Source organism: Pseudonocardia aurantiaca (assembly GCF_039526725.1).
Taxonomy (GTDB): domain Bacteria; phylum Actinomycetota; class Actinomycetes; order Mycobacteriales; family Pseudonocardiaceae; genus Pseudonocardia; species Pseudonocardia aurantiaca.
In genome coordinates, this window is record NZ_BAAAJG010000001.1 from 316,270 (window position 1) to 336,024 (window position 19,755).

Consider the following 19,755-nt stretch of genomic DNA (forward strand, 5'->3'; position numbering starts at 1 on the left):
GTGTCCCGCCGTCAATGCATGAACGAGAACGGGCCCGGGCGCCGAGCGTCCGGGCCCGCGTCGCACGCGGGCGTCCCCGCCGGACCTTGCTGGGGCCGGCCGACTGTTCGGGACTGCTCAGGGGTTGAGCGGAACGTGTCGCGGTAGTCGCGCGGGCTGACGCCGATCCGGCTGACGAAATGCCGACGCAGCGATTGCGTCGAGCCGAAGCCGGCTGCATACGCCACCTGGGTCACCGTCAGATTCGAGTTCTCCAGCAGTTCCCGTGCGCGTTCGACCCGCCGGCGCGCGATCCAGCCCGCCACGCTGTCACCGGTCTCGGTTCGGAACCGCCGCTCCAGCGTCCGCGGGCTCATGTTCGCCCGCGCCGCCACCTGCTGCAGCGTCAGCGGCTCGGCGATGTTCTCGATCAGCCAGTGCATGACGGGTGACAGCGAGCCCGACAGTGGCCGGGTGGTGGCCTTGGCGTACTGCGCCTGACCGCCGGCGCGGTGTGGCGGGCTGATGAGCACCCTGGACACGTCATTGGCATACGCCTGGCCATGGTCCTGCCGCAGGACGTACAGGCAGAGGTCCGCGGCCGCGAGCATGCCGCCGGACGACAGGATCTGGCCGTCGTCGACGTACATCTCGTCCTCCATGAGATGGGCGCGCGGGAACGCCGCGCGAAACTCATCGGCGAGCGCCCAGTGCGTGGTGACACGGCGGCCGTCGAGTACTCCGGCCTGGCCGAGAACGAACACCCCCGCGCACAGCGACACCAGCCGTGCCCCCGCCTCGGCGGCCTTCGCCACGGCCGACAGGAGTGTCGGGTCTTGGGGCGCCCACGGTTCCTCGAGACCGGGCACGACGACGGTGTCGGCGTCGGCGATCCACTCGACCGGGCTCAGGTCGCCGATCGTGAAGCCGAGCGAGGTCGGCGCCGCAGTGGGTCCACAGAGCACGATGTCGTACGGCGTCTCCGGCTCATGACGGATCTTCGCGAACACCGAGGGGCGACGGCCGAACGCCTGCGCCGCGACCGCGAGGTCGAGGACGAACGTCCCACTCAGCACGACGATCGCAACGCGATGGCGCCCCACCTTGCTCCTCCTTGGCCCGATCTGTCCGAAGTATGACGGGCAGCGTGGCGCCGGGGCGCCGGCGGTCGTTCGACACTGATGGCCAACGAGCCCGAAAGGACGACCATGGCACCGGACACCATCGTTCTCATCCACGGCTTCTGGGTCACCCCCAGGAGCTGGGAGAACTGGATCACCTATTACGAGGCCAAGGGCTACCGGGTGCTGGCTCCCGGGTATCCGGGTTTCGAGGTCGAGGTCGAGGCGCTGCGGGCCAACCCGCAGGTCATCGTCGACGTGACCGTCCCGGCGATCATCGAGAAGCTCGAGGGAACGATCCGCGAGCTGGACACACCGCCGATCATCGTCGGTCATTCCGCCGGTGGCGCGTTCACCCAGATCCTGCTCGACCGCGGCTACGGTGCCGCGGGCGTCGCGCTCAACTCGGCGCCGACCGAGGGGGTGCGGGTCGTGCCGCTGTCCCAAGTGAAGTCGACGTTCCCGGTTCTGAAGAGCCCGGCAAACCGGCACAAGGCCGTCGGGCTTGACTTCGAGGGTTGGAAGTACGCGTTCACGAACACGTTCACCGAAGAGGAGGCCCGGGTCCTCTACGAGCGCTATCACGTCCCTGCCAACGGCGGGATCCTGTGGGGAAGCGTCCTCGCCAACTTCCAGCCCGGGCACCAGGACACCTGGGTCGACTACCACAACGACAAGCGAGCACCGTTGTTGTTCGTCTCGGGTTCGGAGGACCACCTCATGCCGCCGGCGGTCCAGCGGTCCAACGCCAAGCATTACCAGTCCAACACGATCACCGAGATCAAGGAGTATGAGGGATACGCGCACCTGCTGCCCGCGCAGAAGGGCTCGGAGCGGATTGCCGACGACGTCCTGAACTGGGCCGTGGAGCACGCTCGTTGATCGTCACGCATATCGGCGGACCGACCGTACTGGTCGAGCTCGGCGGCTGGCGCCTGCTCACCGACCCGACGTTCGACCCGGCCGAAGGTCACTACCGCTTCGGCTGGGGCACCTCCTCCAACAAGCTCGCCGGCCCGGCGGTGGCTGCAGCCGACCTGGCGCCGATCGACGCGGTACTGCTGACCCACGATCACCATGGCGACAACCTCGACGCCGCCGGGCGGGCGCTGCTCCCGTCCGCCGGCGCAGTGCTGACCACGGTGAGCGGAGCCCGCCGACTCGGCCTCTCGCATGCGCGCGGCCTCACCGCCGGTTCGCGCAGCCTTCTCGAGGCGCCCGGAAAGCCTTCGATCGAGGTGACCGCCACCCCGGCACGGCACGGACCCCCGCTGTCCCGCACGATCGTCGGCGACGTGGTCGGGTTCATGCTGCGCTGCAACGGTCGGGTTCTCTGGATCACCGGGGACACCGTGCTACACCGGGGCCTGAAAGCGGTTGCCGGTCGGCTGCAGGTCGACGTCGCGATCGTCCACATGGGCGGCGTGCGCTTCCCGATCACCGGGCCGGTGCGCTACACGTTGACCGCTCGGCGTGCGGTGGACCTGCTGACCGTCGTCCGTCCCCGGGTCGTGGTCCCGGTGCATTACGAGGGCTGGTCCCACTTCAAGGACGGTCGGGTCGCCGCTGAGCGAGCGATCGAGAACGCCCCCGAGGAGGTCCGCCGCTCCGTGCGCTGGCTCCCGATCGGCGAGCCTGCCCACATCGAGTGATCGGATTGCAGATCGGTTCGCGCGACCGGGGCCATCGACCGGCCCCGGTAGCGCCGATCCGACGGTGTCGCGGCCGGCCGCCCCGCTGGGCTACGCGCCCCTGATCGTGTCCAGCAGCAACGGGCCGCGGGCGGGGCGCTCCGCCGTGATCTCCAGCCCACTGTGGAGCGCGGCGCGGGCGCCCTCGACGGCGTGGGGCGTATCGGTGTGCAGCTCCAGCAGCGGCTGCCCCGCCTCGACCTCGTCGCCCAGCCCGGCGAGCAGCCGCACCCCGGCTGCGGCCTGCACGGCGTCCTCCTTGCGGGCGCGACCGGCGCCCAGCCGCCACGCGGCCACCCCGACCGCCAACGCGTCGAGGCGGGCCAGCACGCCCGAGCGGTCGGCGACCACTTCCTCCACGTGCTTCGCCACCGGCAGGTCGGCGCTCGGGTCCCCGCCCTGGGCGGCGATCATCCGCTCCCACACCGGGTAGGCCTTGCCGGACGCGAGCACCTGCGCGGGGTCGACGTCGGTGATCCCGGCGAGCGCGAGCATCTCCCGCGCCAGCGCCACCGTCAGCTCCACGACGTCGGACGGGCCGCCGCCCTGCAGCACCTCCACCGACTCGGCGACTTCGAGCGCGTTGCCGATCGCCCGGCCGAGCGGCACGGACATGTCGGTGAGCAGCGCGGTGGTGGCGAGGCCGTGCGCGCCGCCGATCCGCACCATCGTCTCGGCGAGCTCCCGGGCCAGCGGCTCGGTCTTCATGAACGCACCCGAGCCGACCTTGACGTCGAGCACGAGCCCGCCGGTGCCCTCGGCGATCTTCTTGCTCATGATCGAGCTCGCGATCAGCGGGATCGACTCCACGGTGCTGGTGACGTCGCGCAGCGCGTAGAGCTTGCGGTCGGCGGGCGCGAGCGTCGGCGTGGTGGCGCAGACGACCGCTCCGACGTCGGCGAGCTGCGCCGCGATCTCCTCCAGCGACAGCGCGGCGCGCCAGCCGGGGATCGACTCCAGCTTGTCGAGGGTGCCGCCGGTGTGCCCGAGCCCGCGGCCGGACAGCTGCGGCACCGCCGCCCCGCAGGCCGCGACGAGCGGCGCGAGCGGCAGCGTGATCTTGTCGCCGACCCCGCCCGTGGAGTGTTTGTCCACCAGCGGCCGCCCGACGTCCCCGAGGGCGAGCACCTCCCCGGAGTCGATCATCGCCTGGGTCCAGCGGGCGATCTCGTCGGCGTCCATGCCGTTGAGCAGGATCGCCATCGCGAGCGCTGCCATCTGCTCGTCGGCGACATCGCCGCGTGTGTAGGCGTCGACGACCCAGTCGATCTGCTGCTCGGAGAGACGGTGGCCATCGCGCTTGGCGCGGATCACGTCAACGGCGGAGTGCATGGGCCGACCCTATGTCGGGGCCGGGAGGTGCTCCGGACCGAAGGCGTCGGGGAGGATCTCCCGCAACGGGCGGATCCCGTGGGGTGTGTCGAGCAGGCATTCCGGCCCGCCGAACTCGTAGAGCACCTGCCGGCAGCGCCCGCACGGCATGAGCAGCTCGCCGGTGCCCGAGCGGCACGCCACGGCCGTGAACCGGCCGCCGCCGGTCAGCCGCAGCTGCCCGGCCATCGTGCACTCGGCGCACAGCCCCAGTCCGTACGAGGCGTTCTCGACGTTGCATCCGGTGACGACCCGCCCGTCGTCGCAGAGGGCGGCGGCGCCGACCTGGAGGTTCGAGTACGGCGCGTAGGCGGTGGCCGCTGCTTCGACGGCGGCCGACCGCAGAGCGTCCCAATCTGTCCTTGAAGTCAACGACTCAGTCACCTTCTCCCCGCCGGTACTCCACGCCGATGGCAGCCGGTGGGCGTAGCCGTTGCGACGCCACCGCGAGCACCAGCAGCGTCACGAGCTGCGGCGCGTAGGAGGCGAACTCCCGCGGGACCTCGGGGATCACCATGTAGACGCCGTAGACGACCGCCCCCGCGCCCAGGGCGAACAGCGCGGGCATCCAGCGCCTGCGGGCCACCCAGAGCACGGCGATGATCAGCGCGAGGATCGAGGTGCCGTAGAGCAGCGCGTGCACGGCCTCGCCGCCCGCGCGCAGCTGCACGCCGTCGACGTAGCCGAAGAGCGCCGAGCCTGCTAGCAGGCCACCTGGCCGCCAGTTGCCGAAGATCATCGCGGCGAGGCCGATGTAGCCGCGCCCGCCGGTCTGGCCCTCGAGATAGCCGAGCTGGCCGGGGTTGAGCGTGAGAGCCGCACCGCCCAGGCCTGCCAGCCCGCCGGAGATGATCACGGCGGCGTACTTGTACCGAAACACGTTGACGCCGAGCGACTCCGCGGCGACCGGGTTCTCGCCGCAGGAGCGCAGCCGCAGCCCGAAGCGGGTGCGCCAGAGCACGAAGTAGCTGATCGGCACGAGCGCGAACGCGACGATCACGAGCGGCGTCAGCCCGCTCACCAGGCCACCGAGGATCCCTGCTATGTCCGACAGCAGCACCCGCTGCTGGGACTCCAATTGGGCGAGCCAGTCCGCGAGCGGCTGGACGGAGAACGTCTGGAAGCCCTCGACATGCGGCGACTGGCGCGGGTTGTGCGACACCGGGAAGAACAGCAGCGTCGAAAGGTACTTCGTCACGCCCATGCCGAGCAGCGTGATCGCCACACCGGAGACGATGTGGTTCACGTTGAACGTCACGGTGGCGATGGCGTGCAACAGCCCGCCGAGCGCGCCGAAGATCGTGCCGCCGATCACCGCGGCCCACGGTCCCCACTGGTAGCCGGCCCAAGCGGCGCCCCAGGTCCCGAGGATCATCATGCCTTCGAGACCGATGTTGATGATCCCGGAGCGTTCGGACCAGAGGCCGCCGAGCCCGGCGAGCAGGATGGGAAGCAGGAGTAGCACGGCCGCCTGGGTGGTGCCTCGCGACGTGAGCTGGACCTGCCCGGTCAGGGTGGTGGTGAGCGTGAGCACCCCGATCCCGACCGCGACGATGCCCGCGGCCACGATCCAGCGCGGCAGCCCGCGCCTGGTCTGCCCGGCCGCCGGCGGGGCGACCAGCGGTGTGCTCGTCGTCGTCATGACGAGACCTCCACGGGCGCAGGGGCAGGTTCCCGTAGCTGTGCGGCCACCCGGCGCTGCTCGGCGGCCAGCTCGTAGCGGCGCACGATCTCGTAGGCGACGACGACGGACAGCACGACGGAACCCTGCATGATCAGCACGATCTCCCGCGGCACACCCACGTTGTCGAGGGCCAGCGCCGACTTGTCCAGGAACGCCCAGAGCAGCGCGCCGAGCGCGATGCCGAACGGGTGGTTGCGGCCGAGCAGCGCGACCGCGATGCCGGTGAACCCGTAGCCCTGCGGCGAGGTGAGGGTGTAGGCGACGTCGCGGCCCAACAGCTCCGGCAGGCCCACCAGCCCGGCGACGGCCCCGGACAGCACCAGCGCGATGATCACCATGCGGCGCGCGTTGACGCCGCCTGCGGTGGCGGCGGTCGGGGACTCGCCGGAGGCCTTCAGCTCGAACCCGAACCGGGTGTGGTTCAGCAGGAACCAGTACCCGAGGCCGAGTGCCGCGGCGAGAAACACCATCCCGAAGAGCGTGCCGCTGGACCCGAACGGGATACCCGGGAACTGTCCGCTCGGCTCGATGGGGTTGGTGGAGATGTTGTTGCCCTGCAACACGCCGAACGAGTCGGGACGGATCAGGAAGGCGATCAGACCGGTCGCGATGAAGTTCAGCATGATCGTCGAGATGACCTCGCTGACGCCCCGGTAGGCCTTCAGCACGGCTGCTATGCCCGCCCAGAGCGCCCCGACCAGCGCCGCGACGACGATGATCACGATCGTGTGCAGCACGGGCGGCAGGACGAGCGCGCCCCCGACGATCGCGGCCGCGCAGGCCGCGAGCCGGAACTGGCCCTCGACGCCGATGTTGAACAGCTTCATCTGGAAGCCGATCGCCACCGCGAGGGCCGCGAGGTAGTAGATCGCGCCGCTGTTGACGATGTCGATCGCGGTGGTGCCCTCGCCGATCTGGCCGATCATCACGCGCAGTGCGGTGATGGGCGAGTCGCCGCTGATGAGCAGAGCGACCGCGCACAGCAGCGCCGCGAAGACGATCGCCAGCGCAGGCGGCAGCAGGATGGTGCGCAGGCGGGTCATGCGGCCTGTCCGTCCGCGCCGGTCATCGCCGCTCCCAGTTCCTCGGGCGTGACGGTGGCGGGGTCGGCGTCGGCGACCAGCCGCCCGCGCAACATCACCTTGATCGAGTCCGACAGGCCGATCAGCTCATCGAGGTCGGCGCTGATCAGCAGCACGGCGAGGCCACGGGCGCGAGCCCTGCGCAGCTCCTCCCAGATCCCGGCCTGCGCCCCGACGTCGACGCCGCGGGTGGGGTGGGACGCGATGAGCAGCACCGGGTCGCCGGAGAGCTCCCGCCCGACCACGAGCTTCTGCTGGTTGCCGCCGGAGAGCGCCGCGGCCGGTACGTCGACGCTGGGCGTCCGCACGTCGAACTCGGCGACGATGCGTTCGGTGTCGCGCCGCGCGGCCGCCCGGTCGAGGAGGCCCAGGAACCCGCCGCGGGCGACGGGCCTGCGGCTCTGGTAGCCGAGGATGCGGTTGGCCCAGAGCGGCTGGGTGGCGAGGAGCCCGTGGCGGGTGCGGTCCTCGGGCACGTAGCCGATTCCCGCCTCGCGGCGCTCCAGGGTGTGCGCGCGGGTGATGTCCTTGCCCGCCAGCACGATCCGGCCCCCGCCGGCCCGGCGCATCCCCATGATCGTCTCGACCAGCTCGGTCTGGCCGTTGCCCTCGACGCCCGCGATGCCGAGCACCTCCCCGGCGCGCACCACGAGGCCGACTCCGGAGAGCAACGGCCGCCCGCCGCCGTCGCCTGCCAGGTCCAGCCCCTCCACGCGGAGCACCTCGCGGTCGGTGACCGTGGACTCGCGCGTCTCCGGGCTGGGCAGCTCGCTGCCGACCATCATCTCGGCGAGACTGCGGCTGGTGACCGACCTCGGGTCGGCCGTGCCCACGGACGTCCCTCTGCGGATCACCGTGATGGTGTCGGCGATGGCGAGCACCTCATCGAGCTTGTGGGAGATGAAGATGAAGGTGTAGCCCGCTGCCCGCATCGCGCGCAGGGTCGAGAACAGCTCGTCGACCTCCTGGGGCACCAGCACCGCCGTCGGCTCGTCGAGGATCACCGTCCGCGCCCCGCGGTAGAGGACCTTGACGATCTCGACGCGCTGCCGGTCGGCGACACCCAGACGCTCCACGAGCACGTCAGGAGCCACGTTGAGGCCGACGGTGCGCGCCAGCTCCGCGATCCGCCGCCGGGCCGCGGCGCCGATACCGTGCACCGCCTCGGCGCCCAGCAGGATGTTCTCGGCGACGGTGAGGTTGTCGGCCAGCATGAAGTGCTGGTGCACCATCCCGATCCCGGCCTTGATCGCGTCGGCCGGGGAGCGGAAGCGCACGGGTTCCCCGTTGACGGCGATCGTGCCCTCGTCGGGGGCCTGCATGCCGTAGAGGATCTTCATCAGCGTCGACTTACCGGCGCCGTTCTCCCCGCACAGGGCGTGCACCTCGCCGCGGCGCACCGCCAGGTGGATGTCGCTGTTGGCGACCACACCGGGGAACCGCTTGGTGATACCGCTCAGCTCGACGGCGTACTCGGCCTCGGGTCCGGCCATTCCTGGAGAACCTTTCGCGGGTGGACGCGGAGCGGGGGGCCGGGCCCTGCTGCGGGTCCGGCCCCCCGATCGTGCCCGACGGTCAGGACGACGGAGTCGACTGGACCGTGATGTCGCCGTTGATGATCGCGGCCTTGTAGGCGTCGAGGTCCGCGGTGATGTCGGCGATCTTCCCGCCCGTGGTGGCGTAGCCGACGCCGTCGACCTTCAGGTCGAACACCGTCGGCAGCGACTGCAGGTTGCCGGCGGCGGAGGCGTTGATGTAGTCGAACACCGCCACGTCCACGCGCTTGAGCATCGACGTGATGATCACATCGCGAACGCCGGTGTACGCCGGAATGTTGTACTGGTCGGAGTCGACGCCGATGGCCGACTTGCCCGCGGCCTTGACCGCCTGGAAGACACCCTGGCCGGAGCCGCCCGCGGCGTGGTAGATCACGTCGGCGCCGCCGTCGAGCTGGCCGGTGGTGACGACCTGACCCTTCGCCGGGTCGTTGAACCCGGTGAAGTCACCGGCGGGGGTGAGGTAGTCGACGTCGACCTGGATGTTCGGTGCCACGGCCTTCGCGCCCTGGATGTAGCCCGCCTCGAACTTCTGGATCAGCGGCTGCTCCACCCCACCGACGAAGCCGATCTTGCACGACTGCGTCTTGAGCGCGGCGGCCGCACCTACGAGGAACGAGCCCTGCTCCTCGGCGAAGACCAGCGGCGTGACGTTCGGCAGGTCGACCGAGCTGTCGTCGACGATCGCGAACTGGGTGTTCGGGCTCTCCGTCGCGACCGTCTCCAGCGCGGTGGCGTACTTGAAGCCCACGGCGATGATCGGGTTGTAGCCCTCGGTGACGAGCTGGCGCAGGCGCGTGGCGGCGGCGTCCTCGCTCTCGTTCGGGGCGGCTGTGAGCTCCTTGGTGCTCGCCTTGGGCAGGCCCAGCTCGCTCACCGCGCGGTCGAGACCGGCGCCGGCCGAGTCGTTGAACGACCCGTCGCCGCGGCCGCCGATGTCGAACGCCAGCCCGACCTTGAGGCCACTCGCGTCCGCGTTCGGCAGGGGCGCCGCGGTGTTCGCGGCACCGCCGGCCACCGCAGGAGCAGCGTTGCGCTCGCACCCGGTGCCCGTACCTGCTGCGCCCGGCTGGGGCGTTCCGGTGTCACGGGCGCAGCCCACCATCACCAGTGCACTGGTCAGCACGGCTGCTGCCAGCACGAATCCTCGTCTGATCCGCACCGAAGACCTCTCTTTTCCGGCCGGCACGATCACGGCCAGCACGACGGTGGGGAACCGTAACCGAGAGATCGCGGCGTTCACATGGCCGAAGCGGCGGCGTGACCGAATCGTCGGCTCCGTTGCGTGAGCAGAATGTCACCAGTCGTGGCCGAATGGGCACGTCCCGCGACCACCGCCATACCCGTGAGTAGCTTCCACTCGTTGACCCGTCGAGGCATCGGCCCTGATCACGGCGGGCGCGGAGCGGAACGGGGCAACCAGATGGACGAGGCAGAAACGATCATCGCGACCACGCCGGAACGGGAGTGGACGCTGATCACCGACATCACGCGGAAGGGCGAGTGGAGCCCGGAGTGCCGCGGCGGCCGCCTCCAGCCATAGCGAGCGGCGCACCACAACTCAGCCACACTCAGCCCCCGACTCGCGCGCACTTCTGCAGCGACTCGCGGGGCCCGTCCATCGCGGAACGGTAGCCGCCCCGCCCTATCGGTGATCACAGTCGTATCGTCGACGTGTGCGGTGGGCCGGGGTGGTGGCGCTCTTGGCGGCACTCGTCGTGCCCGGTGTCGCCGCGTCCCCCACCGGCTGCGGCGGGCAGCAGGCGCCCCCGCCGCCCGCCGCCGCGGACGAGGTCGACGGCCCGGCCGCAGCTCCCGTCCCGTGGCCCGACGAGCCCATCGGCGGGCCGCGGATGGGCGCCTGCGACGAGGTCGGCACGACCGGCGCCCCGCACGTCACGGCGGCGGGCTGGGTGCTGGCCGATCTCGACACCGGCGCCGTCCTCGCCGCCAGAGCGCCGCACGCGCGGCACCGGCCGGCGTCGACGTTGAAGGTGCTCACCGCGCTCGTCGCCGTCCGGCGTCTCGACCCGGATGCCGTCGTGGCAGGCACGGCCCAGGACGAGGCGATCGAGGGCAGCAAGGCAGGCATCGGCGCGGGCGGGCAGTACACCGTCCGCCAGTTGCTGGCCGGGCTCCTGCTGAACTCCGGCAACGACACCGCGGAGGCGCTCGCCCGCGCCCTCGGAGGCGACGCGGCCACCCTCGCCGCCATGACCGAGACCGCCCACGACCTGGGCGCTCTCGACACCCGGCCGGCCACGTCATCAGGGCTCGACGGCCCCGGCATGTCGTCGTCCGCCTACGACCTGGCGCTCCTGTTCCGGGCGGCGATGCGGGAGCCGCTCTTCGCGCAGACGATCGCGACCCGCTCGATCGACTTCCCCGGTTACGGCGAGCACCCCGGCTTCGTGCTCCACAACAGCAGCAAGCTGCTCGCCCGCTACCCCGGCGCGATCGGCGGCAAGACCGGCTTCACCGATGCCGCGCGCCACACCCTCGTCGGGGCGGCCGAGCACAACGGGCGGCGACTGGTGGTGGCGATGGTGCGCGGCGAGCAGTCGCCCGAGCCGATGTGGCAGCAGGCCACAGCGCTGTTCGACTGGGGCTTCGCGGTGCCCGCAGAGCGCGCGCCGGTCGGCGAGCTCGTGGACGCAGCACCGGTGCCACCGGTGGCCGCACCGGTGCCACCGGCTGCCGTCGCGGCAGCGGGCGGCTCGGGGGCGCCCACGACGTCCCACTCAACGCCGGTGCCGCCCGAGGTCGTGCCGATCGGCCTGAGTGCGATTGCGCTGTCGGCGATGGTGGTGGGCGGCGTCGCGATGTTCCGCCGTTCCCGCCGCTGACCCTTACTCGGCATCAGGCGCCCAGTGCGCCTGGCACCTCATGGGATCCGTCGTGCAACAGGCAGGCCACGCGTCTCCCTCGCTCTGCCCCTGGCGGGGCGAGCCTGGGGTGTACCTGCGCGCATTCCGGCATCGTGTGGGGGCAGCGGGTGCGGAACGGGCAGCCGCTCGGCAGCGCCTGCAGGTCCGGCGGGGAGCCTGGGATGCCCGCGAGCGGGCGGCGCGGGCCGTGCAACGGCGGAAACGACTGCAGCAGCCCCGCCGAGTAAGGGTGGCGGGGCCGCCGGTAGATGTCGTCGGCGCCCGCCTCTTCCACGATCTCCCCTGCGTACATGATCGCGATGTGGTCGGCGACCTCGATCAGCAGCGAGACGTCGTGGGTGATGAAGACGACCGCGAAGCCGAGGCGGTCGCGCAGGTCCATGATCTGTTCGAGGATCTGCCGCTGCATCACGACGTCCAGCGCGGTGGTCGGCTCGTCGAGGATGAGCACCCGGGGTTCGAGCGCCAGCGCCATCGCGATCATCACGCGCTGGCGCATGCCGCCGGAGAGCTGGTGCGGGAACGCCCGGATCCGGTCGGGTGCGATGCCGACCATCGTGAGCAGCTCACGCGCCCTGGCCTCGCGCTCGGCCCGGGTCGACCGGGGGCGGTGGGCGGCGATGGCGTCCGTGAGCTGACGTCCCACCCGGTAGACGGGGTTCAGCGAGTTCATCGCGCCCTGGAACACGATCGCCGTGTCCTGCCAGCGCGACGCCCGCAGCTCCGCCTCCGGCAGCCGGAGGATGTCGACGGGATCGGCGTCGCCGGGTGGGTGGTAGCGCACCTCGCCGCCTGTGATCAGTCCCGGCGGCGGCAGGAGCCGGGTGGCCGCGTAGACGAGCGTCGACTTCCCGCAGCCGGACTCCCCCGCGATCCCCAGCACCTCGCCCTCCCGCAGGGTCAGCGAGATGCCGCGGAGCGCGTGCACCGGGTCGGCGCCGTAGCCGTAGTCGACGTGCAGGTCGCGGATCTCGAGGATCAGCGCGCGGCCGGACCGCGCAGTGGCGGGCGGGGAGGACAGGATGTCGGCGGTCATGAGACGGTCTCCTCGACCTTGCTCGCAGCGGCCGGCCGTGCGGGGGCCACGACCGGCGTGAACCCGATCCGCGGCGCGATTCCCCGCTTCCGCATGGACCGCGCGCTCACCCCGACCGAGCGCAGCCGCGGGTTCACGAACTCGTCGATCCCGAAGTTGATCAGTGTGAACGCCGTGCCGAGCAGCGCGATGCACAGCCCCGCAGGCACGAACCACCACCACGCACCGCGGGCCAGCGCCTGGTTGGACTGGGCCCAGAACAGCACCGTGCCCCAGTTCCAGTCCGAGATCGACGTGACGCCGATGAACGCGAGCGTGATCTGGGAGAGGATCGCGAACGTCACCGTGCCGACGAAGCTCGACGCGATCACCGCCGTGAGGTTCGGCAGCGTCTCGAACCACACGATCCGCCACGTCGACTCGCCGTTCGCCCGTGCCGCCTCGACGAAGTCGCGCCGGCGCAGGGAGAGCGTCTGCGCCCGCAGCACCCGGGCACCCCAGCCCCAGCTCGTGGCCGCGAGCACGACCGCGACCGTGAACCCGCCCGCCTCCGGCAGCTGCCCGGTGATCAGGATGATCAGCGGCAGCGCGGGGATGACGAGGAAGATGTTCGACAGCGCCGAGAGCACCTCGTCGGCGAGCCCGCCGAGGAAGCCCGCGCTGACGCCCACGAGCACCGCCAGCACCGTGGCCCCGACACCGGCGACGAGCCCGACCACGAGCACGCCGCGCGTCCCCACCAGGAGCTGGGAGAACACGTCCTGCCCGGCGTGGGTGGTGCCGAGCCAGTGCGCTCCGCTCGGCGGCCGCAGCACGTCGCGGGAGATCGCGCTCGGGTCGTAGGGGGCGATCCACGGGCCGACCACCGCGAGCACGGCGAACCCGGCGAGGATCGCGAGCCCGGTGATGCACTTCGCGTTGCGCAGGAACACCAGGCGCCTGCGGGTCGCGGCGACCGGCTCACCCGCAACCACGGTGTCGGCGCCGACCGGAAGGGCGGACATTGCTCAGGCCTCCTGTCGCGTGCGTGGGTCGAGCACGACGTACGCGACGTCGGCGAGCATGTTCGCCACGAGCACCGAGAGCGTGATGATGAGGAAGATGCCCTGCATGAGCGGGTAGTCGTTGCCTCCGACCGCCTGGAACAGCAGGTACCCGACCCCCGGGTAGGAGAAGACCTTCTCCATCACGAGCGTCCCGGAGACGATGAACCCGAGCGACAGCGCGAACCCGGAGACCTGCGGCAGCACCGCGTTGCGGGCGGCATAGCCGAGCATCACCCGGCCCTCGGAGAGGCCCTTGGCCTGCGCAACCGTGACATAGTCCTCGGAGGTCACCGTGACCATCATGTTGCGCATCCCGAGGATCCACCCCGCCACCGACGTGAGCACGATCGTGATCGCGGGCAGCGCCGAGTGCTCCAGCACGGACAGCACGAACTCGGGGTAGGGCCCTGGCGTGAGCCCGCCGTCGTATCCGCCGGAGACCGGGAAGATCGGCCACGCCACGGCGAACACCGCGATCGCGATCAGCCCCAGCCAGAAGTACGGCACCGCCGAGAGGAACGCGGTGACCGGCAGCACCCCGTCGGCCCACGTGCCGCGCCGCCAGCCGATCAGCACGCCGATGAACGAGCCGAGCAGGAAGCTGACAACCGACGCCACCCCGACCAGCCCGACCGTCCACGGCAGCGACTGGGAGATGACCTCGCTGACCGGCGTCGGGAAGAAGGTGAAGGAGAGGCCGAGCTCGCCACGGAAGAGCTGGCCCCAGTACTCGACGTACTGGCTCCAGATGCTCGCCTCGTGGTCGAGCCCGAACAGCACGTAGAGCGCCTGGATGGAGTCGCTGTTGATCTGCCCCTGGTAGCGGCTGATCAGCGCCTGCACGGGGTCGCCCGGCATGATCCGCGGGATGAGGAAGTTGAGGGTGATCGCCGCCCACGCCGTCAGGAGGTAGAAGGCACCGCGGCGCAGCACGAACCTCACGCCGCCACCTCCTGGCGGGCCGCGCCGAGATCCGGGAGCCCGGCGTGCTCGTCCGGGTCCGCGTAGCCCCAGCACGCGACGCTCCGGCCGGCGCCGATGCCGGTCAGCGCGGGCACGGACGTGCGGCACAGGTCCGTGGCGAACGGGCACCGCGGGTGGAACCGGCAGCCTGCTGGCGGGCGCACCATGTTCGGCGGCTCGCCGCGCGCCCCAGAACTCCATGTCGCGGTGCGCCGCTCCCCCACAAGCTGGTCCGGGTCGGGCGCGGAGCGCACGAGGAGCTGCGTGTACGGGTGCGCCGGGCGCTGGGTCACAGACTCGGCGTCGCCGCTCTCGACGGCCCGGCCCGCGTAGAGCACCCGGATCTCGTCGGCGAAGTACCGAGCCGACGCGATGTCGTGGGTGATGTAGAGGATCGCGATCCCGAGCCGGTCACGCAGGTCGCGCAGCAGGTTGAGGATGCCGATCCGGATCGACACGTCGAGCATCGAGATCGGCTCGTCGGCCAGCAGCACCTCGGGCTCGGCCGCGAGCGCCCGCGCGATGGCAACCCGCTGGCGCTGCCCGCCCGACAGCTCGTGCGGGAACTTGTCGACGAACCGGTCGGGCCGCAGCTGCACCCGGTCGAGCAGCGACCGCAGCGCGGCCTCCCGCTCGGCCCCGTGCAGCTCGGGCCGATGGATGCGCAGCGACCGCGTGAGCGTGTACCGCACGGTGTGCACGGGGTTCAGCGAGGCGAACGGGTCCTGGAAGATCATCTGGACGCGCCGGCAGTACGCCCGGAACGCCCGCCCGCGGCGCGCGGTCACGGGTTCGCCGTGCAGAAGCACGCTCCCCCGCGTCGGCAGGTGCAGCCGCGCGAGCAGCCGGGCCGCGGTGGACTTGCCCGACCCCGACTCGCCGACGAGCGCCACCACCTGGCCGGCGCGCAGGGCGAGGTCGAGGTCGTCCAGGGCGTGCACCGCAGCACCGCGGCGGCCGCCCACGGAGAAATGTTTGGTCAGCCCGGCCGCCGCCAGCACCACATCACCGGAAGTGTCGGCGTGGGGCGGTGGGGCCGGATCGGCGAGCTCGGTCATCGGTCACCGGATCCAGAAGAAGAGGAGAAGGGGTGGAGCGCGGCTCCCGGGCCGCCGCAGATGCAACCCGGGAGCCGCTCGATCAGGACCCGGTGGGCCGCAGCCGCATCAGGATCATCGACGCCTGCGGCCCGGTGGGCTGCGGCGACGAGTACAGGTCGGCCTCGGTGGGCCAGCCCGTCCAGTTGCGTGTGGAGTACTCCGCCGCGTTGGGCCGGGAGATCATCGCGATCGCCGGGGCCTGCTCGACGAAGATCCGCTGGATGGTGTGCAGCGCCGCCTCACGAGCCGCGGCGTCGGATGCGGAGGCGTACGTGGCGAACGCCTGCGTCGCCTCGGCGTTCTGGAACCGCCCGTAGTTCCAGGTCGCGGTCTCGCCGAGCGGGCGGTACTGCGCCCCGTCGAACATGTTGGAGTACATGTCCCACGGCGTGGAGCCGCCGTTGGTCCAGTGCAGCGTCGCCTGGAAGTCGCCCTGGTTCACCGCGTTCGTCCAGGCGTCGGTGTTCATCGTCTCGACGCGCGCGGTGATGCCCAGCTGGGCGACGGCGTCGGCCACCAGCTGAAGCGACGTCAGGTAGTCCGACCAGCCAGCCGGGTCGACGAGCGTGAACTCCACCGGGTTGCCCGCAGGATCGCGCAGGGTCTGCCCGTCGAGCACGTACCCGGCGTCGGCGAGCACCCGCCGCGCACCCTCGACGTCCACCTCGTAGGCCCGCCCGGCGTACTGACCCGCGACGTAGTCGTCACCGGCCGGCATCGGCATGCCCGTCACGTTGGTGAGCGGGTCGAACGCACCCGACGTGGCGAGCGTCGAGACGTCCTCGCGGCTCACCACCATGTCCACGGCCTTGCGCACCGCTGCGTCGTTGAACGGGGCCTGCTCGGCGTTCAGGAAGAGCGCGTCGACCGCGAGCCCGGACGGCGCGATGAAGTGGTGGTGCTCCGGGTCGGCCCCGATGTAGACGGTGTCGATGTCGGCGATGAACGTCCACCCCCACTGCGCGTCGCCGGAGACGAGCGCGTTCGTGAGGGCGTCGTTGTCGTTGTAGGACGTGTAGCGCAGCTCGGGGACCTGCGGCTGCCCGCCCCAGTATCCCTGGCGCGGCACGAGCCGCACGGCCTGCGGCGTCCACGAGTCGAGGACGTACGGGCCGGTGCCGACCGGCTGCTGGTTGAGGTCGGTGGTCGGTTCGGCGATGTTCTGCCAGATGTGGCGCGGCACGACGAACAGGTTGAGGATCTTGTTCTGGTTCACGAACTGGGGCGAGGTGAACGTCGCGGTCGCCGTGTTGCCGGAGGTGGTGATCTCGGCGAAGGGCAGCGCGTCCTCGTTGAGCGCCGCGTTGTCCTTGCGGATCTGGAGCGAGAACGCGATGTCCTCGGCGGTGAACGGCCGCCCGTCCGACCACGTCACGCCGTCGCGGGCGGTGAGCGTCACCGCCGTCGAGTCGGCGTTCCACTCCCACGCGGTCGCGAGCCACGGCGTGGGCCGGTCGCTCGGGCGCACCGCGTTGACCTGAGCGAGCGGCTCGTAGATGGCGAACGCGTATCCGAGCGAGCGGGCCGACGACGTGTTGAGGAACGGGTTGGAGTTGTTGGTCTGCGGCCCGTTCGGCATTCCGATCGTCAGCGGGCCGCCGCCCCCGCCCCCGCCCGACCCCCCGGCCGGCGGGCCTGCCGAACAACCGCTGAGAACGAGCGCCGTGGCCGCCAGACCGACGGCGACGGTCCGTAGCTTCGAAAATCTCACCTGTTCCTCCTCGCACTGGACTGGTCGAGCGGTGCTTTCGATATGAGCCGCAGGTCGCGTACCGAGCGACCGGCACGCAGGACGTGCTCACCCGCCGGGACGAACCACCCGCCGGCAGCGGGGTCCCACACCTCGAAGGCGCGCCGCGGCACCCGGACAGGGACGCGTGCGGACGCCCCCGCAGGCACATGCACGGCGGCGAACCCGCCGAGCCAGCGCACCGGCCGCTCCGGACCCCCGGGGTCCGCGGGCGGCTCCACGTACACCTGGACGACCTCGTGGCCGTCCCGCGCTCCCGTGTTGCGCACGGTGACGGTGACCGTGACGTCGCCGGCCTCGGCCGGCTCGGCGGTGACGTCCTCGTAGCTCCACGTCGTCCAGCCCAGGCCGTGGCCGAAGCAGGCGGCGGGCTCGCGCCCGTCCTTCTCCCACGACCGGTAGCCGACGTGCAGGCCCTCGACGTACTCGATCACGCCGTCGCGTGGCACCGCGTGCGGCACCGGGACGTCCTCGGCGCGCGCGGGCAGCGTCCAGGGCAGCCGCCCGGACGGCTCAGTCACGCCGAGCAGCACGTCGGCCAGCGCCGTGCCGCACTCCTGCCCGGCGAGCCACGCCCAGAGCACCGTCGGCGCCTCGGCGAGCCACGGGAGCAGCACGGGAGCCCCGGCGTTGACGACCACAACCGTGCGCGGGTTCGCCGCGCACACGCGCCGGACGAACTCGTCCTGGTTGCCGGGCAGGTCGAGGTCCCGGCGGTCGAAGCCCTCGGACTCGACCTCCTCGGTGGTGCCGACCACCACAACGGCGACGTCCGCCGCGGCCGCTTCCGCCACCGCGGCGGCCATCTCGTCCTCGGCCGTCGGCCCCGGCAGGCGGTGCGCGAGCAGTGCCCGCACGAACGAGGCGTAGCCGACCGGGTGCACGACCTGCAGCTCCGCCCGCAGCTCCGCCGTGCCCGTGCCGCTCACCCGCACCACCGGCGTGACCGGGTGGTTGTGGCCGGAGGAGAGGATCACGCCCTCGTCCACCTCGGCCGCCGATGTCGACGCGAGCTGCCCGGCTATCAGCACCTCGTGGCGGCCGACCGTGCCGACACCCAGCTCGTGCTCGCCCGGCTCCGGGAGCCGGACGGCCGCGGTCAGCCGAGCCGTCACGGCGTCCGGGCGCACGTGCTGCAGCCAGCCGTTCCAGGCGGGGTCGGTCCAGGTATCGAGGGTCGTGCCCGCAGCGTCCAGCAGCTCGACGCGCACGCCCGGCTCGCCGGTGACCGGGTCAGCGCAGCGGCCCGCGACGTCGAGCGGGGGAGGGGTGAGCCGCGCCCGCGCCCCGGCCTGTACGACCAGCCGCACGCCGGCCGGGAGCGCGTCGCGCAGCGCACCCGCGGGGTCGGTTGCCCGGTCGGGGCGCACGTAGCCGGACCCGCCGCCCTGTGTGAACGGCTGCGTCGCGGCCGGGCCGAGCAGTGCGACCGTGGCGCCTTCTGCCAGCGGCAGCGGGAGGAGCCCCGCATCGTCCTTGAGCACCACGGTCGCCCGGGCCGCCAGCTCGCGCAGGAACGGCTCCGCGGCCGGGGCCGCCGGCGCCGGCGACTCGCCCTGCGCGCCGAGTGCGCCGACCCTCGTGGCCAGCAGGAGAAGCCGACGCACCTTGTCGTCGAGCAGCTCGGCTGGCACCTCGCCGGAGCGGACGGCGGCGAGCAGCCCGTCGCCCCACGGCCCGTCCGGTCCCGGCATCTGGAGGTCGAGCCCGCCGCGCACGGCCGGGCCGACGGACTGCGTGGCGACCCAGTCGCTGACCAGCACGCCGTCGAAACCCCACTCGTCCTTGAGCAGTCCGTGCAGCAGGGGCGCGTGCTCCAGCACCGGCGCCGCGAGGCCGAACGCGTCCAGCCCGCTGTAGGCGCCCATCACGCTCCACGCACCCGAGCCGCGCACCACCCGCTCGAACGGCGCGAGGTAGCACTCCCGCAGCGCGCGCTCGTCGACCCGGGCGACGTAGCTCGTCCGCTCGGTCTCCGAGTCGTTGGCGACGAAGTGCTTGACCGACATCCCGACGCCGCGCTCCTGCGCCGCCTCGACGAGCGCCGCAGCGATCTCGCCGGACAGGAGCGGGTCCTCCGAGTAGCACTCGAAGTGCCGCCCACCGACTGGCGTGCGCTGGAGGTTGACCTGCGGGGCGAGCACCACGTCCACGCCGTGGCGGCGGGCCTCGGCGGCGAACAGAGCGCCGGCCCGGTCGGCCAGCCCGACGTCCCACGTGGCGGCGAGCGCGCTCGGCGCGGGGAAGGACGCTGAGGTCTCGTCCGGGTCCGCTCCCCGACCGCGCACGCCTGCCGGGCCGTCCGACATGACCATCGCGCGCAGCCCGATGCGGGGGACCGCGGCAGTCGTCCATATGCCCGTGCCGATGACGAGCGCGACCTTCTCCTCCACGGTCAGCGTGGCGACGAGGTGCTCCAGCACGGGGTCGCCGGCTGCGGGTGGCGTCGTGCTGGTGAGCGTCAACGCAGCTCCGTCTTCGTTGTCGG

16 protein-coding genes are annotated in these 19,755 nt (G+C 71.8%); 3 read left to right on the forward strand and 13 right to left on the reverse strand.

The window, feature by feature from the left end; genetic code table 11:
* Positions 1-11: 11 nt before the first annotated feature.
* Positions 12-1,082, reverse strand: coding sequence for a GlxA family transcriptional regulator (locus ABD143_RS01460; RefSeq protein ID WP_343969987.1), 1,071 nt, complete (start codon positions 1,080-1,082; stop codon positions 12-14).
* Positions 1,083-1,187: 105 nt separating this feature from the next.
* Here ABD143_RS01460 and ABD143_RS01465 point away from each other — a divergent pair, with 105 nt between their 5' ends.
* Positions 1,188-1,982, forward strand: coding sequence for an alpha/beta hydrolase (locus tag ABD143_RS01465; RefSeq protein WP_343969990.1), 795 nt, complete (start codon positions 1,188-1,190; stop codon positions 1,980-1,982).
* Positions 1,979-2,752, forward strand: a complete 774-nt coding sequence (locus ABD143_RS01470) for an MBL fold metallo-hydrolase (RefSeq protein ID WP_343969993.1) — start codon at positions 1,979-1,981, stop codon at positions 2,750-2,752. Before ABD143_RS01465 ends, ABD143_RS01470 begins: the two co-directional genes overlap by 4 nt.
* Before the next feature lie 90 nt (positions 2,753-2,842).
* Here ABD143_RS01470 and ABD143_RS01475 read toward each other — a convergent pair whose 3' ends face one another.
* The 6 genes from ABD143_RS01475 to ABD143_RS01500 form a co-directional block, all read right to left on the reverse strand.
* The gene (locus ABD143_RS01475) at positions 2,843-4,123 is read right to left on the reverse strand and encodes a thymidine phosphorylase (protein ID WP_343969996.1); all 1,281 of its coding nucleotides are present in this window, start codon (positions 4,121-4,123) and stop codon (positions 2,843-2,845) included.
* 9 nt (positions 4,124-4,132) lie between these two features.
* Positions 4,133-4,534, reverse strand: coding sequence for a cytidine deaminase (locus tag ABD143_RS01480; RefSeq protein WP_343969999.1), 402 nt, complete (start codon positions 4,532-4,534; stop codon positions 4,133-4,135).
* A gap of 4 nt (positions 4,535-4,538) precedes the next feature.
* Positions 4,539-5,804 (reverse strand): ABC transporter permease, encoded by a 1,266-nt coding sequence (locus ABD143_RS01485; protein WP_343970002.1) that lies wholly within the window; start codon positions 5,802-5,804, stop codon positions 4,539-4,541.
* Positions 5,801-6,889, reverse strand: coding sequence for an ABC transporter permease (locus tag ABD143_RS01490; protein WP_343970005.1), 1,089 nt, complete (start codon positions 6,887-6,889; stop codon positions 5,801-5,803). The genes ABD143_RS01485 and ABD143_RS01490 overlap by 4 nt, the downstream gene beginning before the upstream one ends.
* Complete coding sequence (locus ABD143_RS01495; protein ID WP_343970008.1) at positions 6,886-8,421, reverse strand: ABC transporter ATP-binding protein; 1,536 nt, start codon at positions 8,419-8,421, stop codon at positions 6,886-6,888. Before ABD143_RS01495 ends, ABD143_RS01490 begins: the two co-directional genes overlap by 4 nt.
* 82 nt (positions 8,422-8,503) lie before the next feature.
* Positions 8,504-9,625 (reverse strand): BMP family lipoprotein, encoded by a 1,122-nt coding sequence (locus ABD143_RS01500; protein WP_343970011.1) that lies wholly within the window; start codon positions 9,623-9,625, stop codon positions 8,504-8,506.
* Positions 9,626-10,160: 535 nt separating this feature from the next.
* Here ABD143_RS01500 and ABD143_RS01505 point away from each other — a divergent pair.
* Positions 10,161-11,330, forward strand: coding sequence for a D-alanyl-D-alanine carboxypeptidase family protein (locus ABD143_RS01505; RefSeq protein WP_343970014.1), 1,170 nt, complete (start codon positions 10,161-10,163; stop codon positions 11,328-11,330).
* 13 nt (positions 11,331-11,343) lie between these two features.
* On the opposite strand, the gene ABD143_RS01510 is transcribed toward ABD143_RS01505, so the two are convergent.
* The 6 genes from ABD143_RS01510 to ABD143_RS01535 form a co-directional block, all read right to left on the reverse strand.
* The gene (locus ABD143_RS01510; protein WP_343970016.1) at positions 11,344-12,408 is read right to left on the reverse strand and encodes an ABC transporter ATP-binding protein; all 1,065 of its coding nucleotides are present in this window, start codon (positions 12,406-12,408) and stop codon (positions 11,344-11,346) included.
* Entirely contained in the window at positions 12,405-13,412 is a 1,008-nt protein-coding gene (locus ABD143_RS01515) for an ABC transporter permease (RefSeq protein ID WP_343970018.1), read from the reverse strand. Before ABD143_RS01515 ends, ABD143_RS01510 begins: the two co-directional genes overlap by 4 nt.
* A gap of 3 nt (positions 13,413-13,415) precedes the next feature.
* Entirely contained in the window at positions 13,416-14,396 is a 981-nt protein-coding gene (locus ABD143_RS01520) for an ABC transporter permease (RefSeq protein WP_343970021.1), read from the reverse strand.
* A complete protein-coding gene (locus ABD143_RS01525) occupies positions 14,393-15,475 on the reverse strand; it encodes an ABC transporter ATP-binding protein (protein ID WP_343970024.1) in 1,083 nt (360 codons plus the stop codon). Before ABD143_RS01525 ends, ABD143_RS01520 begins: the two co-directional genes overlap by 4 nt.
* 82 nt (positions 15,476-15,557) lie before the next feature.
* Positions 15,558-17,228 carry an ABC transporter substrate-binding protein gene (locus ABD143_RS01530; RefSeq protein WP_343970027.1) on the reverse strand — a complete coding sequence of 557 codons (1,671 nt, stop codon included), beginning with the start codon at positions 17,226-17,228 and terminating at the stop codon, positions 15,558-15,560.
* A complete protein-coding gene (locus ABD143_RS01535; RefSeq protein ID WP_343970030.1) occupies positions 17,225-19,732 on the reverse strand; it encodes a beta-d-glucosidase in 2,508 nt (835 codons plus the stop codon). The genes ABD143_RS01530 and ABD143_RS01535 overlap by 4 nt, the downstream gene beginning before the upstream one ends.
* Positions 19,733-19,755 lie beyond the last annotated feature (23 nt).

Coding starts and splice junctions, on each gene's coding strand:
- ABD143_RS01465 (WP_343969990.1), top strand. CDS start 1,188: ATGGCACCGGACACCATCGTTCTCATCCACGGCTTCTGGGTCACCCCC.
- ABD143_RS01475 (WP_343969996.1), bottom strand. CDS start 4,123: ATGCACTCCGCCGTTGACGTGATCCGCGCCAAGCGCGATGGCCACCGT.
- ABD143_RS01485 (WP_343970002.1), bottom strand. CDS start 5,804: ATGACGACGACGAGCACACCGCTGGTCGCCCCGCCGGCGGCCGGGCAG.
- ABD143_RS01490 (WP_343970005.1), bottom strand. CDS start 6,889: ATGACCCGCCTGCGCACCATCCTGCTGCCGCCTGCGCTGGCGATCGTC.
- ABD143_RS01495 (WP_343970008.1), bottom strand. CDS start 8,421: ATGGCCGGACCCGAGGCCGAGTACGCCGTCGAGCTGAGCGGTATCACC.
- ABD143_RS01510 (WP_343970016.1), bottom strand. CDS start 12,408: ATGACCGCCGACATCCTGTCCTCCCCGCCCGCCACTGCGCGGTCCGGC.
- ABD143_RS01515 (WP_343970018.1), bottom strand. CDS start 13,412: ATGTCCGCCCTTCCGGTCGGCGCCGACACCGTGGTTGCGGGTGAGCCG.
- ABD143_RS01525 (WP_343970024.1), bottom strand. CDS start 15,475: ATGACCGAGCTCGCCGATCCGGCCCCACCGCCCCACGCCGACACTTCC.